Annotated in this window: 15 protein-coding genes; 5 read left to right on the top strand and 10 right to left on the bottom strand. The window is 61.1% G+C overall.

The window, feature by feature from the left end:
* Nucleotides 1-14: 14 nt before the first annotated feature.
* From H3T90_RS05840 to metG, 5 genes are all read right to left on the bottom strand, one after another.
* On the bottom strand, nucleotides 15-3,077 hold the full coding sequence (locus H3T90_RS05840) for an HAD-IA family hydrolase (RefSeq protein ID WP_198229916.1): 3,063 nt from the start codon (nucleotides 3,075-3,077) through the stop codon (nucleotides 15-17).
* A 66-nt stretch (nucleotides 3,078-3,143) separates the two neighbouring features.
* Complete coding sequence (locus H3T90_RS05835) at nucleotides 3,144-4,037, bottom strand: carbohydrate ABC transporter permease (RefSeq protein ID WP_198207591.1); 894 nt, start codon at nucleotides 4,035-4,037, stop codon at nucleotides 3,144-3,146.
* Nucleotides 4,034-5,020 (bottom strand): carbohydrate ABC transporter permease, encoded by a 987-nt coding sequence (locus H3T90_RS05830; protein WP_198229915.1) that lies wholly within the window; start codon nucleotides 5,018-5,020, stop codon nucleotides 4,034-4,036. Before H3T90_RS05830 ends, H3T90_RS05835 begins: the two co-directional genes overlap by 4 nt.
* Before the next feature lie 148 nt (nucleotides 5,021-5,168).
* Nucleotides 5,169-6,551: an ABC transporter substrate-binding protein gene (locus H3T90_RS05825; RefSeq protein ID WP_046322291.1), complete on the bottom strand. Its 1,383-nt coding sequence runs from the start codon at nucleotides 6,549-6,551 to the stop codon at nucleotides 5,169-5,171.
* 542 nt (nucleotides 6,552-7,093) lie between these two features.
* Nucleotides 7,094-8,980: a methionine--tRNA ligase gene (gene metG / locus H3T90_RS05820; RefSeq protein WP_198229914.1), complete on the bottom strand. Its 1,887-nt coding sequence runs from the start codon at nucleotides 8,978-8,980 to the stop codon at nucleotides 7,094-7,096.
* 414 nt (nucleotides 8,981-9,394) lie between these two features.
* On the opposite strand from metG, the gene H3T90_RS05815 reads away from it, so the two are divergent.
* Nucleotides 9,395-9,886 carry a hypothetical protein gene (locus H3T90_RS05815; RefSeq protein WP_141650028.1) on the top strand — a complete coding sequence of 164 codons (492 nt, stop codon included), beginning with the start codon at nucleotides 9,395-9,397 and terminating at the stop codon, nucleotides 9,884-9,886.
* On the top strand, nucleotides 9,883-10,344 hold the full coding sequence (locus tag H3T90_RS08900) for a variant leucine-rich repeat-containing protein (protein ID WP_232350604.1): 462 nt from the start codon (nucleotides 9,883-9,885) through the stop codon (nucleotides 10,342-10,344). Before H3T90_RS05815 ends, H3T90_RS08900 begins: the two co-directional genes overlap by 4 nt.
* Here the strand turns inward: H3T90_RS08900 and rsmI are convergent.
* Nucleotides 10,308-11,237, bottom strand: a complete 930-nt coding sequence (gene rsmI / locus H3T90_RS05805; protein ID WP_232350624.1) for a 16S rRNA (cytidine(1402)-2'-O)-methyltransferase — start codon at nucleotides 11,235-11,237, stop codon at nucleotides 10,308-10,310. The genes H3T90_RS08900 and rsmI overlap by 37 nt on opposite strands.
* A gap of 250 nt (nucleotides 11,238-11,487) precedes the next feature.
* Between rsmI and H3T90_RS05800 the strand changes: the two genes are divergently transcribed.
* A complete protein-coding gene (locus H3T90_RS05800) occupies nucleotides 11,488-13,044 on the top strand; it encodes a dolichyl-phosphate-mannose--protein mannosyltransferase (protein ID WP_232350623.1) in 1,557 nt (518 codons plus the stop codon).
* Between the two features lie 74 nt (nucleotides 13,045-13,118).
* Here the strand turns inward: H3T90_RS05800 and H3T90_RS05795 are convergent, their stop codons facing one another.
* Nucleotides 13,119-14,585 carry a glycoside hydrolase family 1 protein gene (locus H3T90_RS05795; protein WP_232350603.1) on the bottom strand — a complete coding sequence of 489 codons (1,467 nt, stop codon included), beginning with the start codon at nucleotides 14,583-14,585 and terminating at the stop codon, nucleotides 13,119-13,121.
* A 107-nt stretch (nucleotides 14,586-14,692) separates the two neighbouring features.
* Nucleotides 14,693-15,514 carry a TetR/AcrR family transcriptional regulator gene (locus H3T90_RS05790; protein WP_110424761.1) on the bottom strand — a complete coding sequence of 274 codons (822 nt, stop codon included), beginning with the start codon at nucleotides 15,512-15,514 and terminating at the stop codon, nucleotides 14,693-14,695.
* A gap of 408 nt (nucleotides 15,515-15,922) precedes the next feature.
* Between H3T90_RS05790 and H3T90_RS05785 the strand changes: the two genes are divergently transcribed.
* Nucleotides 15,923-18,424, top strand: coding sequence for a glycoside hydrolase family 94 protein (locus tag H3T90_RS05785; RefSeq protein WP_198229912.1), 2,502 nt, complete (start codon nucleotides 15,923-15,925; stop codon nucleotides 18,422-18,424).
* Nucleotides 18,425-18,500: 76 nt separating this feature from the next.
* Entirely contained in the window at nucleotides 18,501-19,340 is an 840-nt protein-coding gene (locus H3T90_RS05780; protein WP_198229911.1) for an alpha/beta hydrolase, read from the top strand.
* A 70-nt stretch (nucleotides 19,341-19,410) separates the two neighbouring features.
* On the opposite strand, the gene H3T90_RS05775 is transcribed toward H3T90_RS05780, so the two are convergent.
* The gene (locus tag H3T90_RS05775) at nucleotides 19,411-21,450 is read right to left on the bottom strand and encodes a beta-galactosidase (RefSeq protein ID WP_198229910.1); all 2,040 of its coding nucleotides are present in this window, start codon (nucleotides 21,448-21,450) and stop codon (nucleotides 19,411-19,413) included.
* Between the two features lie 91 nt (nucleotides 21,451-21,541).
* Nucleotides 21,542-23,044, bottom strand: a complete 1,503-nt coding sequence (locus H3T90_RS05770; RefSeq protein ID WP_198229909.1) for a glycoside hydrolase family 43 protein — start codon at nucleotides 23,042-23,044, stop codon at nucleotides 21,542-21,544.
* Between the last annotated feature and the right edge of the window lie 8 nt (nucleotides 23,045-23,052).

Below are 23,052 nucleotides of genomic sequence, written 5' to 3'. Positions count from 1 at the left end.
CCAGAGGCCCTCGTTCACACCTGACGGGGATGACCATTGACGTTGAGGACCATAGACGGTCCTGACATGCGCTGCAAGCCCACACCTTCCGGCGTCACCGTCACCCTGATCGAGGTCCCCCTGATCAGAAGGGTGTATTCCAAAGAGGTCCACCCGTCCGGCAGACGGGGATCGATCCCTATGGCCGTTCCCCCCGTATCCCTCATTCCACCGAAGCCGCAGACCAAGGTCGACCAGACACCACCAGCGGCCGCTAGGTGGATGCCATCCTCGGTATTGTCATGAAGATTGAACACATCGGCGAAGAGGGACCGCCTGAAGTAGTCCATGGCCAGCTCCTTACGCCCCACCTCGGCAGCGAGAATCGACTGGGAGGCGGCCGAAAGGGTGGAATCTCCAGTGGTCAGCGGGTCGTAATAATCGAAGTCGGCCAACTTCTGCTCGGGGGTAAACCAGGAGCTGAGCAGAAAGAGGGCCAGGACCACGTCCGTCTGCTTAAGGACCTTGTGACCGTAGATGGCCAGGGGGTGGTAGTAGAGGAGCAGGGGGCGGGCCGGACAGTGTTCGAAGTCCCACTTGGGCCTGTTCATGAATTGGGCGTCCTGGGCATGGACCCCCTCCTGATTGGCGTAAGGCATGAACATAGCCTCGGCCATCCCCTTCCAGATCTTCAGGTCCTCATCACCGAATCCCAGGCGTTGACGGGCCTGGGCCAGGATCTCCCCTGTCTCGTCGGCCTCATCAAGCCTGTGGACGGCCTGTATGACGGCCATGAGGTTGAACCGGGCCATCTGGTTGGTATAGAGATTGTCATCCACCAAAGCCGTGTACTCGTCCGGCCCGGTCACACTGTGTATATGAAAACGTCCGTCCGACTGGTAGCTGCCCAGGGATGCCCACATACGTGCGGTCTCGACCAGTATGTCAATCCCCTCTCGGCCCAGGTAGTCATCATCCCCGCTGACTAAAACATACTGCATGAGGGCGTAGGCTATGTCGGCATCAATGTGGTATTGGGCGGTGCCGGTTGGGAAGTAGGCCGACCCCTCTTCGCCGTTGATGGTCCTCCAGGGGAAAAGGGCCCCGTCCAGATTCATGATGGCAGCGCGCCTGCGCGCAGCCGGGAGCATCTCATGCCGATAGTGGAGGATGGCCCTGGCTCGTGCGGGGTCGGTGTAGGTCAGAAAGGGAAGGATGTAAATCTCTGTGTCCCAGAAGTAGTGACCGTCATATCCCGAACCACTCAATCCCTTGGCCCCCACTCCGTTCCTGACCTGGGCCGTGGCCTGGGCCAGCTGGAAGATCTCCCACCGGCTCACCTGCTGGATACGGCCACCGTCCCCGGCAGCCACCTGCACGTCCCCCCTTCGCCAGAAGTCCTCCAGCCAGGAACGCTGCGCCCCCTCAAGACCGCCTGCCCCCTTATGGCAGGCGCTGTCGAGATCCTCCAGGCAGGCCAGGACCATGCTCCTGGCATCCGACCCCTCCCGTGTGCGCACGACCAAGCCGCAATCGACCCCGACCGGGAGGATGGATGGGCTCCGGTAGGCGGCGTAGCGACGGACTGAGACCCTTCCGCCTGCAGGCACACGTAGGTGCCAGACATCCTCCGGGAGGGCGGAGGTCATCATGGGCCTCACACCTGGATCGCCGTCTGTACTTTCGGCATACTGGCGGACGGCCAGGACTGCGGTCATCTGTGAGTTGTTGCAGCGGTAGACATGGCAGACAGGGCCCTCCTGATCCCCGTCTGCGTCCTCCAGGACCTCGTGTATGCCGCAGCCGTCGACCAGGTTGGACTTTCGTGGATCGTTAGAAGCCTGTCGACGGGGTGCGTTGCCGTTGATCCTGGCATCCACATCCACCGTCATTGTCCTGTCAGGTGATTCGATAATCAGAGTATAGAGGGCCAGGTGGGGGTCGAAGAGGCAGACCATACGCTCCACCGTCACGGACAGGTCGGCCCCATCGTCGGTACGGTAACGCCGGACGTAGGATGATATCCCCCGTCTGAAATCGACCTTTTGGCTGGCAGAGACCGGACTGCCCAGTGGGTAGCCATCCAGGCTCAGGGAGAAATCGGAGGCATCGGGTACCCCCTGGATCACCTGGCCGACACGGGCGAACCCATAGGCGGTCTCAGGGTGCTTGATGGTGAAGGTGTCATGGAAGCCGCTCATGAAGGTCCCGCTGCCCAGGTCCCGACTGGGGTCCCCGGCCCCTCTAACCCCGATGTTCCCGTTCGACACGGAAAAGAGGGTCGCACTGTTGGAATCCCCCTCCTTGTTCTCAATCAGTGCCCAGGGGTCCACAGGGTAGGTGGTCGGATCCAGGTCGGCCGGCCTTGCCAGATCGGCGCGGGCGGATCCGTCCTGAATCATCTCGATCAGCTGGTCGACCACATGGTCGGCACCGGAGTCCAAGAGGGCCTGCCGACCGGCCCCCCGGTCCACACCGACAACCATGCCGAACCCCCCGGCCCGGCCGGCCGCCACCCCGGAAAGGGCATCCTCGACCACCACGGCCTCCTCCGGCCGAACCCCCAAGAGGTGTGCGGCAAAGGCATAGGTGTCGGGAGCTGGCTTCCCCTTGAGCCCCTCCCTGGCCCTGACATTCCCGTCCACTATGACGTCGAAGAAGTTCCTGATGCCGGCCGCGCTGAGCACGGTATTGGCGTTGCGGGAGCTGGATACCACCGCCAGGCGCTTGCCTGTCCCCATCAGGTGACGCAGGACATCCACAGTGTCGGGGTAGGGCTCAATCCCCTCCTCATTCAGAAGACGCTCGAATATGGCGTTCTTGCGGTTGCCCAGCCCGCAGATGCTGCGGACCGTAGGTCCGTCGGCAGGATTCCCCTGCGGCAGGTCCACCCCCCTGCTTGCCAGGACCGCGGAAACTCCGTCATAGCGGGGCTTGCCATCGACATAATTAAAATAGTCCTGGTTCTCATAAGGGCTGACGTCCTCCGGCAGGACCTGGTCGAACAGCTCTTTCCAGGCGGCCTTGTGCAGGCGAACCGTGGGAACCAGGACCCCGTCCAAATCGAAGAGAACAGCCAGACTCTGGACAATTTTCATGGTTGCGCATCCTACTCACTTGTTCTTGCGGATCAGATGAATCTGCCGGACTCCGAACAGGTTTTTTCAGCCCTTGACCGCCCCAGCAAGCATACCGCGGACGAAATAGCGTTGCAGGAATAGGAAGACGGCCACCGGGACGACCATGGCTATGAAGGCACCGGGTGCCAGAAGGTACCAGGCCGACCCGCGGGAACCGACCATGTCGGACAGGCGGGAGGTCAGCGGGGCTGTCGCCGGGGTGTTTCCAGCGAAGGCCAGCGCCACCAGCAGGTCATTCCAGACCCAGAGGAACTGGAAAATGGCGAAGGATGCTATGGCAGGGACCATGAGGGGCAGGACCACCTTCAGGAAGATCTGCACATGGCTGGCTCCGTCGACCTTGGCCGCCTCGATCAGCTCCTTGGGTATATCCAGCATGAAGTTGTGCAGGAGGAAGATGGCCAGCGGAAGTCCGAACATGGTGTGCGACAGCCACAGGACCCAGAAGGTGTTGTTGAGCCCCCACTTCACATACTGGGAGAGCAGGGGAATCATGGTCACCTGGATGGGGACCACCTGGAGGGCGAAGACAGCAACGAAGAGGATGTTCTTGCCGGGGAACTCGCACCATGCGAAGGCATAGGCCGCCAGAAGCGCCAGGGTAATGGGGATAAGTACGCCGGGGATGGTGATGACGAAGGAGTTGACGAAGTAGGCGCCCAGGTTGTAGCCACCGCCCAGCACCGACCTGTAGTTGCCCAGGCCGAAATCCTTCCAATGGGAGGGGCTCAGGCTGGTCCACCAGCCGGAGGTGGATATGGCCATCCTGTTGTCACGGAAACTGGTCACCAGGAGGCCGACGGTGGGGATGGTCCACAAGACGGCGATGATAATGGAGATGGCCGAGCTCCAGGGAGAGGACAGCTTGTTCCTGGTGCGGATCAGCGCCTTTTCATGGCGGGTCAGTTTCCTGCTCATCTCACATCCTGCGACTTTCTCATTTGGTGGACGTTGAACACTATCAGGGGGATGACGACGATGAACATGATCACCGCCAGGGCGGCCCCCAGACCTGTGTTCTGGTACTGGAAGGACTGTGTATAGAACTCGTTGGCTATCACCGAGGTCCCGTAGTTGCCGGCCGTCATGGTCCTGACCACGTCGAAGGCCTTGAGCCCGGCCATGGCCACGGTGGTCAGAACGACCACTATGGAGGGCCTGATCATGGGGACGGTCACATAGAAGAACTGCTGACGGGCATCGACCCCGTCCAGACGGGCTGCCTCGGTCAAGTCGTCAGGGATTGCCTTGATGGCCGCAGACAGAACGGTCATGGCATACCCGGCCTCGATCCAGATCATGACGAATATGAGGAGGAAGGTGTTCAGCGGTGAGGACATCAGCCACTGCGGGGCCGAGACTGTCTTGTTGCCAAAGAGGTGGGCCAGACCGGTATAGGCGGCGGACAGGAGTCCTACGCGCTGGTCATAGACGAACTTCCAGATGATGGAGGCCCCTACCATGGATATGGCCATGGGCAGGAAGATCAGGGACTTGGCCAGCTTCTCGAACCGGGTCCTGTCCACCAGGACAGCGTAGAGCAGGCCGATGGCCGTGGAGCACAAGGGAACCAGAACAGTCCACAGGATCGTGTTGATCAGGACCTGGACGAACTGAGGCTCGGAGAATATCTTCACGTAATTGGCGAACCCCACCGCCTCGTTGCCGTCACGCCCGTAGAAGGAGTCACGGAAGGTGACGATTGTGGGGTAGAGCAGGCCGAAACATACCAGGGCCACCGAGGGCAGGAGGAACATGACCGCCACTCCCCAGGAGGGCATCCGCTTGGGCAGGTTGGTCAGGAAGAGGATCAACGCCATGACGCCGACGAAGATGAGGATGGCCAGAAGCATGGCCAGGAGTTTGGACAGATTGCTGTCCGGATGCAGAATGAAATCCATGGTTGTAAGAAGCCTTTCTCAGGCCACCCCCTCCACAGCCGGAGCTGGTGGAGGGGGTGTGCACTCTTTACCGTGCGTCGGGGTGGCACAGGGCCTGACTATGACTTATGGAGCTGTGGGCCTTGAAGCGTCCCGAGGGAACACGAACTCACTTGACGTCGCTGGGCCAGGATTCCTCGACTGCGTCGAGCACCTGCTGCTCGGACTTGTTCTGGGCGAAATAGGCTATCATCTGCTTCCAGAAGGAGCCCGTACCCACCTCGGCAGGCATCATGTCTGAGGCGTCGAAACGGAAGGTGGTTCCCTCGGCAGTCAGAGACTCATAAGCCAGCTTGTCGATGGGCTTGAGATTCTTCTCGTCCAGTCCGGTGTTGGCCGTAATCCAGCCCGTCATGGCCTTGGCACGTGCATTGGCGTATTCAGGCGATGAGAGGAACTCTTCGAACTTCTGCACCTCGGGCTTGTCGGAAAAGGCGATGGCGAAGTCACCCCCGCCAATCATGCTCTTATGCTGGGCATCCTTGCTGGGCATGGGGAAGGCCCAGACATCCCCGTCCTTGGCGATCTTGATATCGGGGTTGGCTGTCTGGTAGTTGCTTTGATAGAAAAGAGCCATGTGCATGAGGTAGCCCTTGCCATCCACCAAGGGGGTGCCGGCATCCTGCCACGCGGTAGAGGCTATGGACTGGATGTCGCCGAAACCACCGTTGACGTAGGCCGGATCCTTCAGGATCTTGCCGATCTCCTTGAAAGCGGCCAGAATCTTGGGATCGTTGAAGGGGATTGTGTGGTCGACCCACTTGTTGTAGGTGTCGGCATCGGTAAACCGCAAAACGGCATCCTCCAGCCAATCGGTGCCGGGCCAACCGGAGTCGGCTCCGCCCTCCAGACCCACGGACCAGGGCTTGACCGATGTATCCCCCTTGTTGTCATCGGCGATCTTCTTGGTCAGATCCATCATTTCGTCCCAGGTGGTCGGGACCTTATAGCCCTTTTCCTTGAAGGCCTTGGGCGAGTACCAGATGAAGGACTTGGCATTGGCATCCACCGGGATGGAGACCAGCTTGCCATCCAGGGTGGAGTAATCCTGCCAATCCTTGGAGTAGTACTTCTTCACATTCGCAGCAGCCTTGGCGGGGACATCCTTGACCTTGCCCGTGGCCACCATGTTCTTGATCATTCCCAGCTGTGGCATGATGGCCACATCCGGAGCGGAACCGGCCTTGACGCGGACTGGGAGCTGTGCGGCCATGTCACGCGAACCTTCGTGTTCCACCTTAGCTCCGGTACAGTTGGCGAATTCGTTGAAAGCCTTGACCGTAGCATCCCCCTCCTGGTCGATCCAGGGGGTGTAGGTGGAGATCTTCTTGCCGCTCAGGTCACCATACTTCTTGTAGGCGGTGCAACTGGCCGAATCGGCCTTCTTCGAACCATCGCCGGAGCCGTTGCCTGAGCCGCAGCCGGCCATGCCGAATAAGGTGGCTGAACTAACCACCAGGGCCAGCCCCTTCATTAACGTTGTCCTTCTCATACTTCTCCCACTACGTTGTGTTCGTGAACGTATACAGACAGCTCCTATATTCAGGACCCACCATCCGTATGACAGTTCCTTCAGCGTCTTTGCACATTATTTCCGTACGGGTTCGCGACCCCGGCCGGACGCTTCCATGCGCATCTCTCAGTATAAGTACAAATATAGGTCATTGCAAGCGCTTACTCTGTTCTGTTCATTGGAAACGCACCGGATTACGGTAGGGCGGGAACAGCCGGGAACCTCGCAACCATGAGCGCAATGGCAAGGTCAGGTTAAAGAGAAACCCGACGGCAAGGAACCGTCGGGTTGAGAGAGAAGAAGGGATTCAGTTATGAGGCCCAGGGAGGAGCCTCGCCGGTCATCACTTCAACCGGCACGATTTATACAACCATGGCTTTCTGTAAGTCCGGGTAGGATAAGCTCAAAGTTCCCTGTGAATCCTGTGCCCCTGTATGTACCTGGTCTTCCTCCCGTAGGTCCGGTCAGGGCCCGGTAAAGGCGACCAGGAATCCAGAAAGGCACAGTGGAGGGGGGGGGGGTCAGCCTTCCTCAGATCCGTTTTCCGCAGTCTTCAATTTGATCTGCTCGGCCTCGAAGCGTGCCTTTTCCTTAGCCTTGCGCTCGTCCGATTGGGCCTGGAACCGATCCAGTTCCTCCTGCACGGCCTCCTTGGGGATTTTGGCGAAGATGGGGGCGGGTCTGGCGATCAGGGCCCCCTCCTTTACAGGCTCGCTCCTCCAAGGGTGCACATTGACGCCCAGCTGGTAGGTACCAGTGATGATCGGGTAAGAGAAGCCGGGCTTGTCCAGGTCCTGGACCTCCTCCAGATGGGGCAAAGGGGAGAAGGTCCCCTCACCTCCCATGGTTTCGTAGACCTTCTGGGCCGAGTGTGGCAGGAAGGGGGCCAGAAGGGTGTTGGCGTCGCAGACAGCCTGGGCGGCGGTGTGGAGGACGGTGGCCAGGCGGTCCTGGTCCTCCTTGATTTTCCATGGTTCCTGTGCCGATAGGTACTTGTTGATATCGCTGACCAGGGCCATAGCCTCACCCAGAGCAGCCTTCTGGCGCTGGCGCTCGATCAGGGATCCCACAGTGTCGAAGGCCGACCGGGACTCCTCCAGGAGAGTCCGGTCCTCTTCAGTCAGCCAACCTTCTTCAATGTGAGGGATCTGACCGAAATCCTTGTTGAGCAGGTTGGCAACGCGATTGACCAGGTTGCCCCAGGAGGCGGCCAGCTCCTCGTTGTTGTGCCGGACGAACTCCGCCCAGGTGAAGTCCGAGTCCGAAGTCTCCGGCCCGGCAATGGAAATGTAGTAGCGAACTGCATCGACCGGGTAACGTGCCAGGATGTCCTTGACGTAGATGACGATGCCTCGGGAGGAGCTGAACTTCTTGCCCTCCATGGTCATGAACTCGCTGGCCACCACCTGCTCAGGCAGGTTGAGCTCGCCGTAGGGCCCCGGCTCTCCTCCCTTGGATCCCTTGCCGTTGTAAGCCAGAATCTCCGAGGGCCAGATCTGCGAGTGGAAGGTGATGTTGTCCTTGCCCATGAAGTAGTAGCCCAGGGCCTTGGGATCATTCCACCACTTGCGCCATGCCTCGGGGTCGCCCTGACGGCGGGCCCATTCGATGGATGCCGACAGGTAGCCGATGACGGCGTCGAACCAGACGTAGAGTTTCTTGTTGGGGTCGTCGACCCACCCGTCCACAGGCACGGGAATGCCCCAGTCGATGTCGCGGGTGATGGCCCGTGGCTTGACCTCCTTGAAGAGCCCCAGGGAGAAGTTGAGTACGTTGCTGCGCCAGCCCTTGCGGGTCTTCAACCAGGCCAGATTGGCCTCGGCCAGGGCGGGAAGATCCAAGAAGAAGTGCTTGGACTCCTCAAACCGGGGCGTCTCCCCATTGATCTTGGACACAGGGTTGATCAGCTCGTCCGGATCCAGCTCGTTGCCGCAGTTGTCGCACTGGTCGCCGCGAGCGCCATCGGCACCACAGATGGGGCAGGTCCCCTCAATATAGCGGTCCGGCAGGGTTCGTCCGGTGGAAGGCGAGATAGCCACCTTCTGTTGACCCTCATAGATGTAGCCATTGGCCCGGCACTGACGGAAAAGCTCCTGCACCACCTTCTCGTGATTGCCGGTCGTGGTCCTGGTGAAGAGGTCATAGCTGAGTCCCAGATCGCACAGGTCCTTGACGATGACCCGGTTGTAGCGATCGGCAATCTCTTGGGGACCTACTCCTTCAGCATCAGCCTCCACCAGGATGGGAGTGCCGTGCTCGTCGGTCCCCGAAACCATAAGGACATCATTGCCCTTCATGCGTTCGTAGCGTGCATAGACATCCGAAGGGACGCCGAACCCAGCGACGTGGCCGATGTGACGGGGCCCATTTGCATAGGGCCAGGCGACGGAAACAAGGATATGACTCATACCAGCAAGATTATCGGCTTAGGCCTACAATCCCCCGCCTCATCCACAAGACTGCCGGCTGTCAAGCAGATTATCCACAAGTTCACAAATTTAGGCCTCCTTCAGGCAAGCCCGGATACGGCCCTTTACAGTCGAACCATGAATCGAGAACACGTCCTCGGGGGAGCGACGTGGGCGCCTGCCACTACCCTTGGCGCCAGCCGCACCCTTAGAGCTACAACCAAGCCGCCAGGCCGGGCACCGCTCGTCGACACCGCTCAGCAGTGTTTCGGGCCACGATACGGAACAGGCCCAACGCGCACCCGTGGCCGTCCGCCTACGACCGAATTCGGAACCCCGGTTCCTGAGCCCAAACCGCTGCCCAGTCTGATTCAGATCGGAGATCTGCCAGGTCCGCTCAGCCTCAGCCTGCTGGTGAACGAGGGAATCGTGACCTGCCTGGACCGATCCTGTTGCTACCTGAACGAACAGGCGGAGGGACTCTACGGTCGCGCCTCGATCGTCATGTCCATGGTCCCTTACGGTGCAGCAGCATGCGGCGGACTGGCGCTCTGGGTATGGATCAACGGCCATTTCCCCGATGCTCTGGACATCATCTCCAACTCCCACTTCCGCACGCCGGTTTACGGCAGGCCCCTTCGCCCCCATCAGCGACAGCTGGATGCCCGTTATCTGATGAAGCTTGGGCGGCTCTGGGTGACTTCGCCGCTCTGGACGGCCTGTGATTTGGCCTGCGAGCCCACGGGCCAATGCAACGGTGAGGACATCATGGCGGTTCTCCATGAGCTCATGGAGCGGTATCATGTCAGCTGCGGATCCTGCGAGGCGCTTCTGTCCTCCAACCCCCGATGGCCTGGCCACGCTCAAGGACTGGATACCATAAGACGGCTCAAGGCGATCCTATGAATAAGGCGATGAGGGACGGCCGACGTAGTCATGGCCATCATCGGCACCTGGATAGGATCAGACACTGTCGTGAATCTTCCGCTACTGAACGCATGACCCGGCTCATGACTGCCATCAGCAGCCGGTCGCACCCCTCAACGGAAGACGATTGGAGTCAAGACGAACCCAATAGCCTCGAACCAATGGCCGAGGGGCGGGCCCCACCGCCAGAGCCTCCCTTGGTGCCAACGGCACTGATGGCCACAGACCCCGAGACCGACCCGAGCATCCTCTGGACCATCGCCCGAGAAGAGCCCCGGCTGCGCCGGTGGCTGGTGGCCAATCCCGCCGCTTCGCCGGCACTGCTGGAAACCGTCTCACAGCTGGGTGGGCCCGGTGTGCGCAGAGCACTCGAGGTGCTGCTGGATGAAGGGGACGGGAATCAGTCCTCCTTATCCTCTTCAACGGCCAAGGCATAGATCCGCTTGCGATTAGGCAGGCTGCCATCGGCCAAGGGATGCTCGGCAGCCACCCGGGCGATAGCCTCCTTGAGCCGTAGGCCCTCGGATCTGGCCAGTTCGCGTGCCAGGTCTGCCAACTGCCGATCATCCATGGCCTCAGGGTCGTTGCGCCTGGCCTCCAAAGCAGAAGCACCAGCCACGACCAGGACCATCTCCCCCCTTGGGGGATCCTCCTGGAGGGAGCGCACAATGTCGCCAACGGTACCTCGCCGGATCTGCTCATGATCCTTGGTCAGCTCCCTGCAGAGGGCCATGAGCCGGTCGGAGCCGAAGACCTTCTGAAGGTCCTGCATAGCCTGATCAATGCGGTGGGGTGTCTCGTAGAAGACCATGGTCCGCTCCTCGCTGCGCAGAGTGCGCAGATGCCGCAACCGCTCCTGATGTCGGCGGGGAAGAAACCCTTCGTAACAGAAGCGGTCAGTCGGCAGACCGGAGAGAGCCAGAGCGTCCAGCACAGCACTGGGGCCGGGAGCGCAGGTGACCGGTATGCCTCGTTCGATGGCCCGCTTTACGATGGCCATGCCCGGATCGTTGATGGTGGGCATACCCGCATCCGAGACCACCAGCACGCAGGCTCCGTCACGAACCTGATCCAAAATGGGATCGGCCATCCGTCGCTCATTATGATCGTGATAGGCCATAACCCTGCCGCCTACACGCACGCCCAATCGGTTGGCTAAGTCGTAGAGCCGCCGCGTGTCTTCCGCAGCAACCAGGTCCGCCGACTGCAGGAGCTCCACCAAACGTTTCGAGGCATCGGAGACATTGCCAATAGGCGTGGCCGCCAACACTACCGTTCCACGTGAAACACTAGGTGGAATCGGCTTCTCATGACTTTCTCTGCCCTGCATATGTCCATCGCTCCGGCCATTCGTGCTGCTCATGCCTTTAGTATGGCCTAATCTAGGGGTGATGACATCTTTGGCAGGGCTTTCTTCGCAGCATCGCTCCTCCAGACACGGCAGGCACGCCGCCCACCGGTCTGGTCGCCCTGTCATGCTATCTATCTTCAGCACGCCCATGGGTCAGCACACCAAGGGTCGGGTCAACCGGATCCACAGGCCCTCCCATCGGCAGAGCGGCTGGTTGGCCTGCATACTCATGGCTCTTTTAGGCGGGCTCTTGCGGTTTGTGCGGCTGGGCAGCCCCCGGGCCATCGTCTTCGACGAGACATATTACGTCAAAGACGCCTGGACCATGCTGATGACCGGCGAGCCACGCAACTGGCCCAAAAAAGCCGGCCCGCTGAACCTACCCATCGACCAGATCTTCGCCCAGGGGCAGACAAGCGACTGGTTGCCCCAGGCCGAATACGTGGTTCACCCGCCGGTAGGCAAGTGGTGCATCGCCTTGGGTCTCAAACTGTTCGGCGGAGCAGGCAATCCCTTCGCCTGGCGAGTGGCCACCGCTCTGGCCGGCACCATCGCCATCCTGCTGCTCTGCCGTGTAGCTCTGCGCCTCTTCCACAACCTGCCCATCGCCCTGACGGCCGGCTTCCTCATGGCCATAGACGGTCTGGGCATCGTCATGAGCCGCACCGGCCTGCTGGACAACTTCGTCATGATCTTCGTTCTGGGAGCCTGGCTGTGTCTGATGGGCCATCGGGACTGGGCCAGGGCCAGACTACGACAATCCTGGGCCAAGGACCGGGCTGATTTCCGTCTGCACTACCGGGTGAAGGTCATTCAGTCACAGGGACAGCCAGGGCAGAAAAGCCGTGTCGAACTGCCCGTGGCCACCACCGGCCCCTTCATCGCCTGGTCCTGGTGGCGGACCGGAGCCGCCCTGCTACTGGGCCTAGCCACGGGGACCAAGTGGTCGGGCGCCTACTTCTTCGCTGTCTTCGCCCTGATCTCGGTGCTCTGGGATGGCTGGGAGCGTCATCAAGCAGGGTATGGATCCTGGCTGCAGAGCGCCGTGTTCAGGGACGGGCTGCCAGCGGCCTTGCTTATGATCCCCATCTGGGCGGGCACCTATTTGGCCTCCTGGACGGGATGGTTCCTGCACGACGATTCCTTCATGCACAATTGGGCGGCCCAGCACCCTGGCCAAGGCCTGACCTGGCTGCCGGAAGGGCTGCGGTCCCTGGCTGAATACCACCGGCAGATGTGGCGCTTCCACACCACCCTGCATACCCGCCACCCATACATGGCCAACCCCCTGACTTGGCCCTTGCAGGTCAGGCCCACCAGTTTCTACTGGCAGAAGCTCACGGGTTTCCCCGGCCTGTGCGGACTGGCCAAGGACTCTCCCTGCGTAGCCGCAGTCACATCCTTGGGCAATCCTCTGACCTGGTGGCTGGGCAGCATCTGCATGATCCTAGCCATCGTCATCGCCGTCGTGATCAAGCACGGAGATTGGCGGATCTGGGGGGTCCTGGCAGGCATGCTGGCCGGCTGGCTACCCTGGATCCAATACATGAACCGGACCACCTTCACTTTCTATTCCATCGTCATCCTGCCCTGGATGATCCTGGCCATCTGCTACGTGGTCAACTGGCTGCGGCAGAACTCGGACATCGTCCTCTACCGGCAGACCATGATCATGGGCCTGACCCTGCTGGGCCTGACCTCAGTCTTCTTCTACCCGCTGTGGACCGCCATGCCCATCCCCTATGACTTCTGGCGCATGCACATGTGGCTGTCCAGCTGGATCTAAGACAAAGAAGGCGGTCGGACAGCGATGCCCAACCGCCTTGCAGTAACCTTTGTATGCCTTGTATGCCGTCTTGCTCAGACTGCGCGATCACGGATGATTTGCGCGTAACGCAGACCGGAATCCTTCCAGATCCGCTCCTGGGTGTCATAGTCGACCCTGATCAACCCAAAGCGCTTGGTGTAGCCCAGGGCCCACTCAAAGTTGTCCAGCAGGGACCAGGCAAAGTAGCCGGTCACCCGACACCCGGCCTGAATGGCCTTGGCCACAGCCTTGACATGCTCTTCCAGATAGGCCACCCGCTTGGGGTCGTGGACGATCTTCCCGCCGGGCGCGTCCGGATCCTGACTGACCTGGTCATCCCAGGCGGAGCCGTTCTCGGTCACCATGAGTTCCATGTCGGGGAAACGTCGGCCCATCTCCACCAGCACATCGGTCAGACCCTGGGGTTCCTGGTTCCAGCCCATTCCCGTCAGCTCTCCCTGCGGGGCCTGCCCCTCCACGCTATCCTGGGCCGGCATAGCGTTGGCATGGCGATCGACCAGCTTGCCCTCGGGACCGACCGAGGCATCGGCGGATTCGTCATCAGCCCTCCTGGCCTTTACATAGGTGGTGGCGTAGTAGTTCAATCCCAGGACGTCAAGGGGCTGGTGGATGGTTTCCAGGTCACCGTCCTGCACGAAGCGCCAGTCGGTGTCCCCCCTCGCCGCCTGACTGACGCCTTCCGGATAAGCCCCCTCCAGCATGGGGGCCAGGAAGACCTCGTTGGCGAAGAGGTCGGCCCTCTTCTTGGCGGCGAGGTCCTCCGGGCTGTCCGAGGCCGCCCGGGTCACCTGAAGGTTGAGGGTGACCGAGAGTCGGGCATCCTGCCCAACCTGGGCCCTGATGGCCTGGCAGGCCAGTCCATGGGCCAGGTTCAGATGGTGGACGGCGGCCAAGGCCTGGTCGTAGTCCTTGATCCCGGGGGCATGGGCCCCGTTCCCATAACCCAGGTAAGCCGCGCACCAAGGCTCGTTCAGGGTGGTCCAGGTGTCCACCCGATCGCCGAAGGAAGCGGCCAGGGCGGAGGCGTAGTCGCCAAAACGGAGAGCTGTGTCCCTGCTGGGCCAACCTCCGGCATCCTGTAGGTACTGGGGAAGGTCCCAGTGGTATAGGGTGACGACGGGCCTGATTCCATTGTCACGCAGCATATCAAGGACCTTCAGGTAGTGGTCCAGCCCGGCTCGGTTCACCGGACCGCCGGCTGTAGGAAAAATACGGGACCAGGATATGGACATGCGGTAGGCGCCGACACCCATCTGCTTCATCAGGGCTATGTCTTCCGGGTAGCGGTGATACTGATCGCAGGCCACATCACCGTTGGATCCGTCGACGACTACGCCCGGTCGGGCGCAATATGTGTCCCAGATGGAATCCGTCCTGCCGTCCTCATGTGCCGCCCCTTCCACCTGGAAGGCGGCCGTGGCCGTTCCCCAAGTGAAATCGGACGGGAAGATGAACTTGCTCTCTTGGCCCATGCCAATCCTCTCTTTCGTTTCTTTCATATCCATAGCGCTTTACCCGCTTGCAATCATTTGCTGTCCTTCAGCCGACGGATACCCTTGGCGGCCGCCGTCCCACTGCAGACGCCGTCTGAACGAAGCTGCCGTTCCTAAGCTGTCTGCCCCCCACCCGTGATAAGGCCGTAGGAAGCCAGGCATTCTTCAGAATCCGGGTCGATGTCACTGGGGTCCATGAACCCATGCCATTTCTCCTGGGGGAAGAGCTCGTCGGAGAAGGCGAGCCACTCGGCCACCAGGTCGGCTGACCCGTCCGCCAGCCAGCGGTATTGCAGGCCATCCATGGCCGACATGCACAGCATCCACATGTGGTGGAAACGGTCCAGGTCGTACCCTCTGGGCAGGCACCAGTTCAGTGACTTGATGGTCTGCCAGAACTTCTGGTTGCGGCCTATGAAATAGCGGTGAGCTGGGTGTGAAGGGCTGAGAGCCTCACCGTTCAGGATGGAGAAGAGCTTGACCATCTCCGGCCTGCGAGCATTGAAAATAACGTTGTTGGCGCAGAATCGGGGGAAGAAGAGGAGGCTGTGTCCGTCCGCATCCGTCCCCGTACAGGTCTTGTAGATGAATTCGTCGGCTTCAGGAGAGTCATAGGCCTGCTCCATGACCATGCTGAACAGGTCGTTCTTGGAGTTGATGTAATGGTAGAGAGCGGCCTCTGTGATGCCTACCTGATCGGCCACGTCCTGCAGGGACATCCCCCAAAAGCCTTTGACGGCAATCACCTTGACGGCAGCCTTCACAATCTGGTCCCTGCGTTCATCGGCGGTCATCCGCTTGCGCCGGGTGAAGGCCTTGCCGGTAAACACCTGACGAGCACGAGGGTTCTCCGAGAAAGTGGATCCGACCGTTGGGCCGGATCCGGTGACCCTCTTGCCGGCCCGGTACTGGTTCCAATCCTCTACGCCGGTCATGAACCTCCTTTACACAGGCACCTTGCGGGCGGGGACCCCGTCCCTGCGGTTGCAGCCCGCCCTCGTGGGTCCCCATCATAACTGCAAGCGCCTCCAACATTCCCGACCCTTGGGGTTCCGAACTGTTAGTCGCCGCATGATTTCAACCATTAAAGGAAATCCACACACGCTTATCTATGGGTTTATTAATGAATGCTATCATCTTAGTCAAACGATAATACAAACGCGGGTCGCCAGCCTAGCGGTCCTTCCCGGAGTGGGGTACGATTCCGGCAGCTATTCCAATCGAACGCTGTTGCCTTCAGGATGTCGTGACCCCTGGTACAGACCGGAAGGGCTGCCTGCGGCCTGCCCAACCGGCCCAAACCCAAGGGGCTGAGCCAAGGTTGCATCGAGGATAGGGAGAACATGCAATACGGTCATTTTGACGACGCAGCCAGGGAGTATGTCATCGACACACCCGCCACCCCGCTGCCCTGGATCAACTATCTGGGCAACCAGGACTTCTTCTCCCTCATCTCCAACACAGGCGGCGGTTACTCTTTTTATAAAGACGCCAAGCTCCAGAGGATAACCCGCTACCGCTACAACGGGATACCTGCCGACAATGGCAGCCGCAACTACTACCTGAGCCTCATGAATCGGGACAACCCAGAGTCCGCCCCCCTAGCCACCTGGTCCCCCACCTTCCTGCCCTCCAGGACCCCCCTTGACCGGTACAGCTGCCGCCAGGGGACCGGATATACCGTCTTCGAATCCTCCTACAAGGGGATCGACACGGTCATGACCGCCTTCGTTCCCGTGGATGCCGATGCCGAAATCAACCGTCTGAGAATCAGGAACACCACCGACTCTCCCGTCCTCCTGGATGTGACCGGCTGCGTGGAGTGGTGCCTGTGGAACGCCGTGGACGACTCCAGCAACTTCCAGCGCAACCTGTCTACAGGCGAAGTGGAGGTCGAGCAGGGACCAGAAGCCACCCTTCTCTACCACAAGACCGAGTACAAGGAACGCCGGAACCATTACGCCTTCTTCAGCGTCAACCGACATACCTGCGGGTTCGACACCAGCAGAGACGAATTCCTGGGTCGGTTCAACGGCTGGGACACTCCCCAGGCCATCACCGAAGGCAGAGCCCACAACTCTGTTGCGCACGGTTGGTTCCCCATAGCCGCCAACAGGGTCAGGCTATCCCTGGACCCCGGCCAGGAGGAGAGCCTGGTATTCATCCTGGGCTATGTCCAGTTGCCCAAGGAAGACAAGTGGGAGGACCCGGATGACCCTGCCAAGGTGGGAATCATCAACAAGAAACCCGCACACGCCCTCTTCGACCGATTCAGAAGGGACGACCAGGTCGACCAGGCTTTCGCCGACCTCAAGGCCTATTGGGCCGACCTTCTGGGTCGGTTCACCGTGGACAGCGGCGATCCTCGCCTGGACCGGATGGTCAACATCTGGCATCAGTACCAGTGCATGGTCACCTTCAACCTTTCGCGTTCGGCATCCTATTTCGAGTCGGGCACGGGGAGGGGAATGGGCTTCCGCGACTCCAACCAGGATCTCCTGGGCTTCGTCCACCTGATCCCCGGCCGCGCCCGTCAGCGCATCATCGACATCGCCTCAACCCAGCTGGAGGATGGGTCGGCCTGGCATCAGTACCAGCCCCTGACCAAGAGAGGGAACGCCGACATTGGCGGCGGCTTCAACGATGACCCTCTCTGGCTGGTGGCCGGTACCTACGCCTACCTGGCCGAGACCGGGGATTCCTCCATCCTGGAGGAGCCCGTCCCCTTCAACAATGTGGAAAAGACCGAAGAGCCCCTCCTGGAGCACCTACGCAGATCGGTCGGGTTCACAATGAACCACCTGGGTCCGCATAAGCTCCCCCTGATCGGACGGGCCGATTGGAATGACTGCCTTGACCTCAACTGCTTCTCCGATACGCCGGGAGAGAGTTTCCAGACCGTCGAGAACAATGACACAGGCGTGGCTGAGTCGGTTCTGATCGGAGGCATGTTCGTCCTCTACGCCGGCCACTACGCCGACATCCTCGACCATTACGGAACGGATTGCGGGATGGGCAGGGAGGCTGTGGCCCAGGAGACTGCCACGATCCGCCAGGCCATCGAGAAGATGACCCATGCCGTGGAGGGTGCCGGCTGGGACGGCCGGTGGTTCCTCAGGGCCTACGATGCTTACTCCCGTCCTGTCGGTTCCCACACTGACACTGAGGGGCAGATCTACATCGAACCTCAGGGGATGTGCGTGATGGCCGGTATTGGTCTTGGTGACGGCAAGGCCCGACAGGCTTTGACCTCGGTCAAGGAGAGGCTGACCTCCTCCTGGGGTACCGCCATCCTGGCCCCCGCCTATTCCACCTACCGGATCGAACTGGGCGAAATCTCCTCCTATCCAAAGGGTTACAAAGAGAATGGCGGTATCTTCTGCCACGTCAACCCCTGGATCTCCATAGCCAACGCCATGGTCGGCGATGACGAGGAGGCCTTTGCAGTCTACAGGCGTACCTGCCCGGCCTACCTCGAGGAGAAGTCCGACATCCGCAAGGTGGAACCCTACGTCTACTGCCAGATGATGGCCGGTCCCGAGTCCCCCACCCCCGGCGAGGGAAAGAACTCCTGGCTGACAGGCACGGCCGCCTGGTCCTTCGTGGATGTCTCCCAGTACCTGCTGGGGGTCAGGCCCACCTTGGACGGGCTGGCTATCGAACCCCACCTGCCCACCGAATTCAACGAATTGACCATCGGCAGGGCCTGGAGGGGGGTCACCTATCGGATTTCCATGAAGCGGACTGGAAGGCGTTCGGTCAGCCTGGACGGCCACGAACTGAGTGGCGGGATAGTACCACCCCAGACCAGCGAAAATCCCGTAGACGTGACCGTGACCTTCTAAAGGACCGCCGAGCCACCTGGTGATTTACAATGAATCACGGCCTGCGGGCCCTAAGTATCAAAGAGGATGAGAGCAGATGCAGTATTTCGAGCAGGAGATTGAGGGGATTGACGGCAGCCGGGCCAAGTTCGTCGGCTACAGCCTGGACAACAGCGAGGAGGTAGTGCCGGACCGGGTCCGCCCATCGGTCCTGGTCATCCCCGGGGGCGGCTATGAGATGACCTCGGACAGGGAGGCCGAGCCCATCGCCGTACAGTTCCTGGCGGCTGGCTGCAATGCCTTCGTCCTGCGCTATTCCTGCTGGCCCTCCGTGTACCCGACAGCCCTGGTCGAAGCGGCTGAAGCCATGAAGCGCATCCGTGAGCATGCCGAGCAGTGGCACGTGGACCCCAAGGCCATCAGCATCATGGGCTTCTCAGCCGGCGGCCACCTGGCAGCCAACCTGGCCACGACCGCCGGAGACCAGGACCTCAGGCCCCACGGCTACGACCCCGACGCCGTCCGCCCCGACGGTCTTATGCTGGGCTATCCGGTCATCACCTCCGGCCCCCTCGCCCACCGAGGGAGCATCGACCACCTCTTGGGCGACAAGAAGGAGGACCCTGAGGCCCTAGAGGCGGTTTCCATCGAGAAGCACATAGACAGCAAGACCCCGCCCGTATTCGTCTGGCACACCATGGAGGATGGCCTGGTCCCTCCGGAGAACACCCTCATGCTAGTAGAAGCGTGCAAGCAGGCTGGCGTCAGCGTGGAAGCCCACCTCTTCCCCCACGGAGGTCACGGTCTGGGCCTGGGGACCGAAGAGACCGCCTGGCAGGGAACCAATGGAATCGAACCCTGCGTACAGATCTGGCCACGTCTCGCGGCCGCCTGGATCAAGCGGACCTTCAGGGGGCAGGGGGAGCCGGCCGTCTGACTATCGTAGTTCAGAACTCCTTGATGCCAGCCATAACAGAACCCGGATACTCAGGTTCACCGTTGACAAGTCAGGCCAGCGCGACCAGAGCCACCCCGTAGGGAGGCAGGTCCAATGGGCCAGACACTCGGCCACCGCCCAAGAGTTCCTCACCGCCCCTCAGGAGGGGAAGGTCGGTGGTGACTGGCGAGTGGGCCGAGTTGATCACAATGGCATACCGTGTCCCGTCATCCGATTGGCGAATGGAAAGGCTGACGTCCTTGGGAGTATCGACCGCGGGGAGCCCCAGGCTGTCAATGATGGGATCCATGAAGGCATCCATGCCGGCCTCGTCCAAAGGAGTGCCAACGAAGTAGGCCCTCCCCCTGCCGAAATCGTTCACCGTCAGGGCCGGGCTGCCGGCGTAGAAGTCGCCGCCCCCGTAGGTGGCAAGGGGTTTGGCTCCCTCGCAATGAATCAGGCTGGCCACGATCTGACCGGCAGGCTGGCCGTCAGCAGTTGCCAGGCCCTCCACCGGTATGGTTTCGTCAGGCGCCAGGGCATCGATCTCCTCGACCCAGACCCCGGTCAGCCCCTTCAGAACACCCGGATACCCGCCTGGAACCACCAGGTCGCGTTCATCGTGGATACCAGCCATATAACCGGTGACGAAGGTGCCACCGTCGGACACATAGGACTCCAGGTGGTCTGCCACACCGGGCAATAGCGAAATCAGAGCCGGGGCCAGGATCAGGTCATACTTCTTCAGTGTCTCGACCGGGGACGTGCTGGAGATGAAATCCACAGCCAGGTTGCGGCGGTAAAGGGGGCGGTAGAAGCGGTGGACCTCCTGGGGGTAGGAGAAGCCTGCCGTGGGTCCTATGCAACCTTCCAGGGACCAGTAGCTCTGCCAGTCGAACATCATGGCCACCCTGGCCACCACTCGGCTACCCATGAGACGGGCCCCCACCCGATCCAGCTCGGCCCCCAGGGCAGCGGTCTCCTTGAAGACCCGGGATTCCTCACTGCCGCTGTGGTCTATGACAGCCCCGTGGAAGCGCTCGCAGCCACCCCGGGACTGTTTCATCTGGAAGAACTGCACCGTGTCGGCCCCATGGGCCACGGCCTCCCAACTGAGTTTGCGGACCTCGCCGGGCCGCTTGACCTTGCAGAAGGGGAACCAGTTCTGCTGGTTGGGCGTCTGCTCCATCAGCATGAAGGGTCGGCCGCCGCCCACCCCCCGCATAAGGTCGTGGGACATTGCGGTGAAACTGGGTGGGGTGTCCATGCCCGGATAGTTGTCCCAGCTGACCAAGTCCATCTGCTGGGCCCACTCGAAGTAGTCCAGGTCCTTGAAGGTCCCCATCAGGTTGGTGGTGATCGGCGTGGAACCGTCGTGACGGCGGATGGCATCGCGCTCATTGGTGAAGCAGGCCAGTTGTGCCTGCTCCTGGAAGCGGCGGTAATCCATCTGCAACCCGGAGATCACACACTTGTTCTCACCGATCCCGTCGCCGTAGGTCACGGGTGGAACCACGTCATCCCAGTCGTAGATGGTGTGGCTCCAGAAGTTGGTGCACCAGGCCTGGTTGAGGGCCTGGACCGTGCCGTACTTCTCCTTCAGCCAGACACGGAAGGCCCGGGCACAGCCCTCGCAGTAACACAGGCCGCCGCCACCGCCGTACTCGTTGCCCACATGCCAGGCCACCAGGCCCGGGGTGGCGGCGTAGCGTTCGGCCAGGTGGTCTGCCAGAGCCCCGGATGCCTGTCGGAAGTATTCACTGGTGGGGCAGAAGTTATGTCGGCCACCGAAAACGCGATGCCTGCCCTCCTGGTCGGTCCGAATCACCTCTGGGTGGGTCCTGACCATCCAGGCAGGCAGGGCCGCCGTCCCCGTAGCCATGACGATGTTGAACCGGTGCTTGACCAGGAGGGCCACAATCTTATCCAGCATGGAGAAGTCATATCCGTCTTCCGAAGGTTGCAGAAGGGCCCAGGAGAAGACGTTGATGGTGGCCTCGTTGATGTGGGCGTCCTCGAGCTTTTCGATGTCCTGTTCCCAAGTGTCCTCCGGCCACTGTTCCGGATTCCAATCGCCCCCGAACAGGAAGCTGCTGAATGTGGGTTTCATGATCAATCTCCTTCAGGTCGTCCGACAGGCACCAAATGGCTCCATAGCGGGCGACTTCTCTTGTTGATTTTTGCGAATGTATGGGGATTGCTCAGACCCGATAGGCCACCGGATCGAAGGTGACCCGTCCGGATCCATGGGCGTAGACCCCCAGAAGTATTCCGGTGAAGCCGCCGGCGTTGGTGAAGCTGAGGACCTTGCCCGGTGCATGACCCAGATTGTGATCCCCGTCCCGCCCCGAAGCGCGAAAAGCGTAGCCCATCTCGTCCCCCCTGACCTCAAGGCCTATGGGCGCCCCGGCCGGCAGTTCTGCGGACCCCACCAGGCTGACCAGGCCGGCGTTGTGTACCTGGACCTGGACATGCACCAGACCATTGCGCGCAGGTTCCACCGACAGATCCATGTAATGGCCGGCATTGGCGTAGACGGCCAATCCGGCCTGGCCATCAGCCAACTGGTCCGGCTCGGGGAGGGTGGCCTCGAAGGTACAGCGGAAGTCGGTCTGCCGGGTCCCGATCATGGGCGCCCCGTCGTCCAGGCCGAAGTCATGGCCTGCGGCCTCCACAAGTATGCGGGTCGCCGTTGGGTCGCCCGAATCCGCCACGCTAAAACGACCTGCCCTGTCCAGGGAGGGGGTGATCCAGTCAACCTGATCCTCAAGGGCCTCCCCCTTGCCCAGAAGGGGGACATCGTAGGACTGGTCGGCCAGGGTGGGCCATCCATCCTTCCATGCGAACCAGACCGCATAGGACTCCCTGCCCAGCCAACCCTGGGCGGGATACTCATGGTTGTTCCGGGTTCCGTGGAAGACCATCAGGGTGCGGTCCTCATCGAATCCGGCGCAGTCGCAGTGGCCGATGGCCTGAAGGGTCAGGTGGGTGCTCCGGTTGGTGATCAGGGGGTTGCCCGGACACATCTCGTAGGGGCCTGTGGGCGAGGCGGAACGGGCCATGTTCTCCATGTGACCAGCCTCGGTGCCCCCCTCCGCCCACATCAGATAGTAGAGGCCATCCCGCTTGTACATGTGGGGCCCCTCAGGATTTGCCCCGGTGGTCCCTCCGCAGATTCTCTCCCTCTTAGACAGGACGGTTCCCGTGCCCACATCCAGACGGGACAGGTAGATACCGGGGACCTCCCTATGACCTTCCTGGTCAACCTGGTCGCTTTCATTGCCGCAGATGTAGACGGTTCCATCGTCATCGAAGAGAAGGGTGGGGTCAATACCGGGCCACCCCTTGATCCACAGAGGATCGGACCATCCCTGGTGGGGGTCCGGCGTGGTCATGATCATGGTCCCCTTGTTGACGTTGGTGACGATCAGGTAGAACAGGCCATCATGCCAGCGCAGGGTCGGAGCATAGATGCCCCCGCTGTTGCCCATGCCCTCGCAGGGGAACTGGGAGGGGCGGTCCATGGCGTTCCCTACCAGGGCCCAATGCTTCCCGTCGCCACTCTCGTATATGGGAAGGCCCGGGAAATACTCGAAAGAGCTGTTGGCCAGGAAGTAGCGGCCCGAGGGGGCACGGCAGATGGTCGGATCCGGGTGGAATCCTGAGGCGATCCGGCGGGCGGGTTTGCAGTTGAACAGGGTCATCGCGGCAC

The sequence above is a fragment of the Bifidobacterium polysaccharolyticum genome, from assembly GCF_016101585.1.
In the GTDB taxonomy this organism is placed as follows: domain Bacteria; phylum Actinomycetota; class Actinomycetes; order Actinomycetales; family Bifidobacteriaceae; genus Bombiscardovia; species Bombiscardovia polysaccharolytica.
Note: the sequence above shows the minus strand (reverse complement) of the source record. Positions and strands in the feature narration are given on the sequence as shown.

Excerpts from the sequence above, each read along its gene's own strand:
- H3T90_RS05790 (WP_110424761.1), bottom strand. The coding sequence starts at position 15,514 with ATGACCGGCGTAGAGGATTGGAACCAGTACCGGGCCGGCAAGAGGGTC.
- H3T90_RS08900 (WP_232350604.1), top strand. The coding sequence starts at position 9,883 with ATGAATAAGGCGATGAGGGACGGCCGACGTAGTCATGGCCATCATCGG.
- H3T90_RS05800 (WP_232350623.1), top strand. The coding sequence starts at position 11,488 with ATGGCTCTTTTAGGCGGGCTCTTGCGGTTTGTGCGGCTGGGCAGCCCC.
- H3T90_RS05795 (WP_232350603.1), bottom strand. The coding sequence starts at position 14,585 with ATGAAAGAAACGAAAGAGAGGATTGGCATGGGCCAAGAGAGCAAGTTC.
- H3T90_RS05785 (WP_198229912.1), top strand. The coding sequence starts at position 15,923 with ATGCAATACGGTCATTTTGACGACGCAGCCAGGGAGTATGTCATCGAC.
- metG (WP_198229914.1), bottom strand. The coding sequence starts at position 8,980 with ATGAGTCATATCCTTGTTTCCGTCGCCTGGCCCTATGCAAATGGGCCC.
- H3T90_RS05775 (WP_198229910.1), bottom strand. The coding sequence starts at position 21,450 with ATGAAACCCACATTCAGCAGCTTCCTGTTCGGGGGCGATTGGAATCCG.
- H3T90_RS05835 (WP_198207591.1), bottom strand. The coding sequence starts at position 4,037 with ATGAGCAGGAAACTGACCCGCCATGAAAAGGCGCTGATCCGCACCAGG.
- rsmI (WP_232350624.1), bottom strand. The coding sequence starts at position 11,237 with ATGCAGGGCAGAGAAAGTCATGAGAAGCCGATTCCACCTAGTGTTTCA.
- H3T90_RS05830 (WP_198229915.1), bottom strand. The coding sequence starts at position 5,020 with ATGGATTTCATTCTGCATCCGGACAGCAATCTGTCCAAACTCCTGGCC.
- H3T90_RS05780 (WP_198229911.1), top strand. The coding sequence starts at position 18,501 with ATGCAGTATTTCGAGCAGGAGATTGAGGGGATTGACGGCAGCCGGGCC.
- H3T90_RS05825 (WP_046322291.1), bottom strand. The coding sequence starts at position 6,551 with ATGAGAAGGACAACGTTAATGAAGGGGCTGGCCCTGGTGGTTAGTTCA.
- H3T90_RS05840 (WP_198229916.1), bottom strand. The coding sequence starts at position 3,077 with ATGAAAATTGTCCAGAGTCTGGCTGTTCTCTTCGATTTGGACGGGGTC.
- H3T90_RS05770 (WP_198229909.1), bottom strand. The coding sequence starts at position 23,044 with ATGACCCTGTTCAACTGCAAACCCGCCCGCCGGATCGCCTCAGGATTC.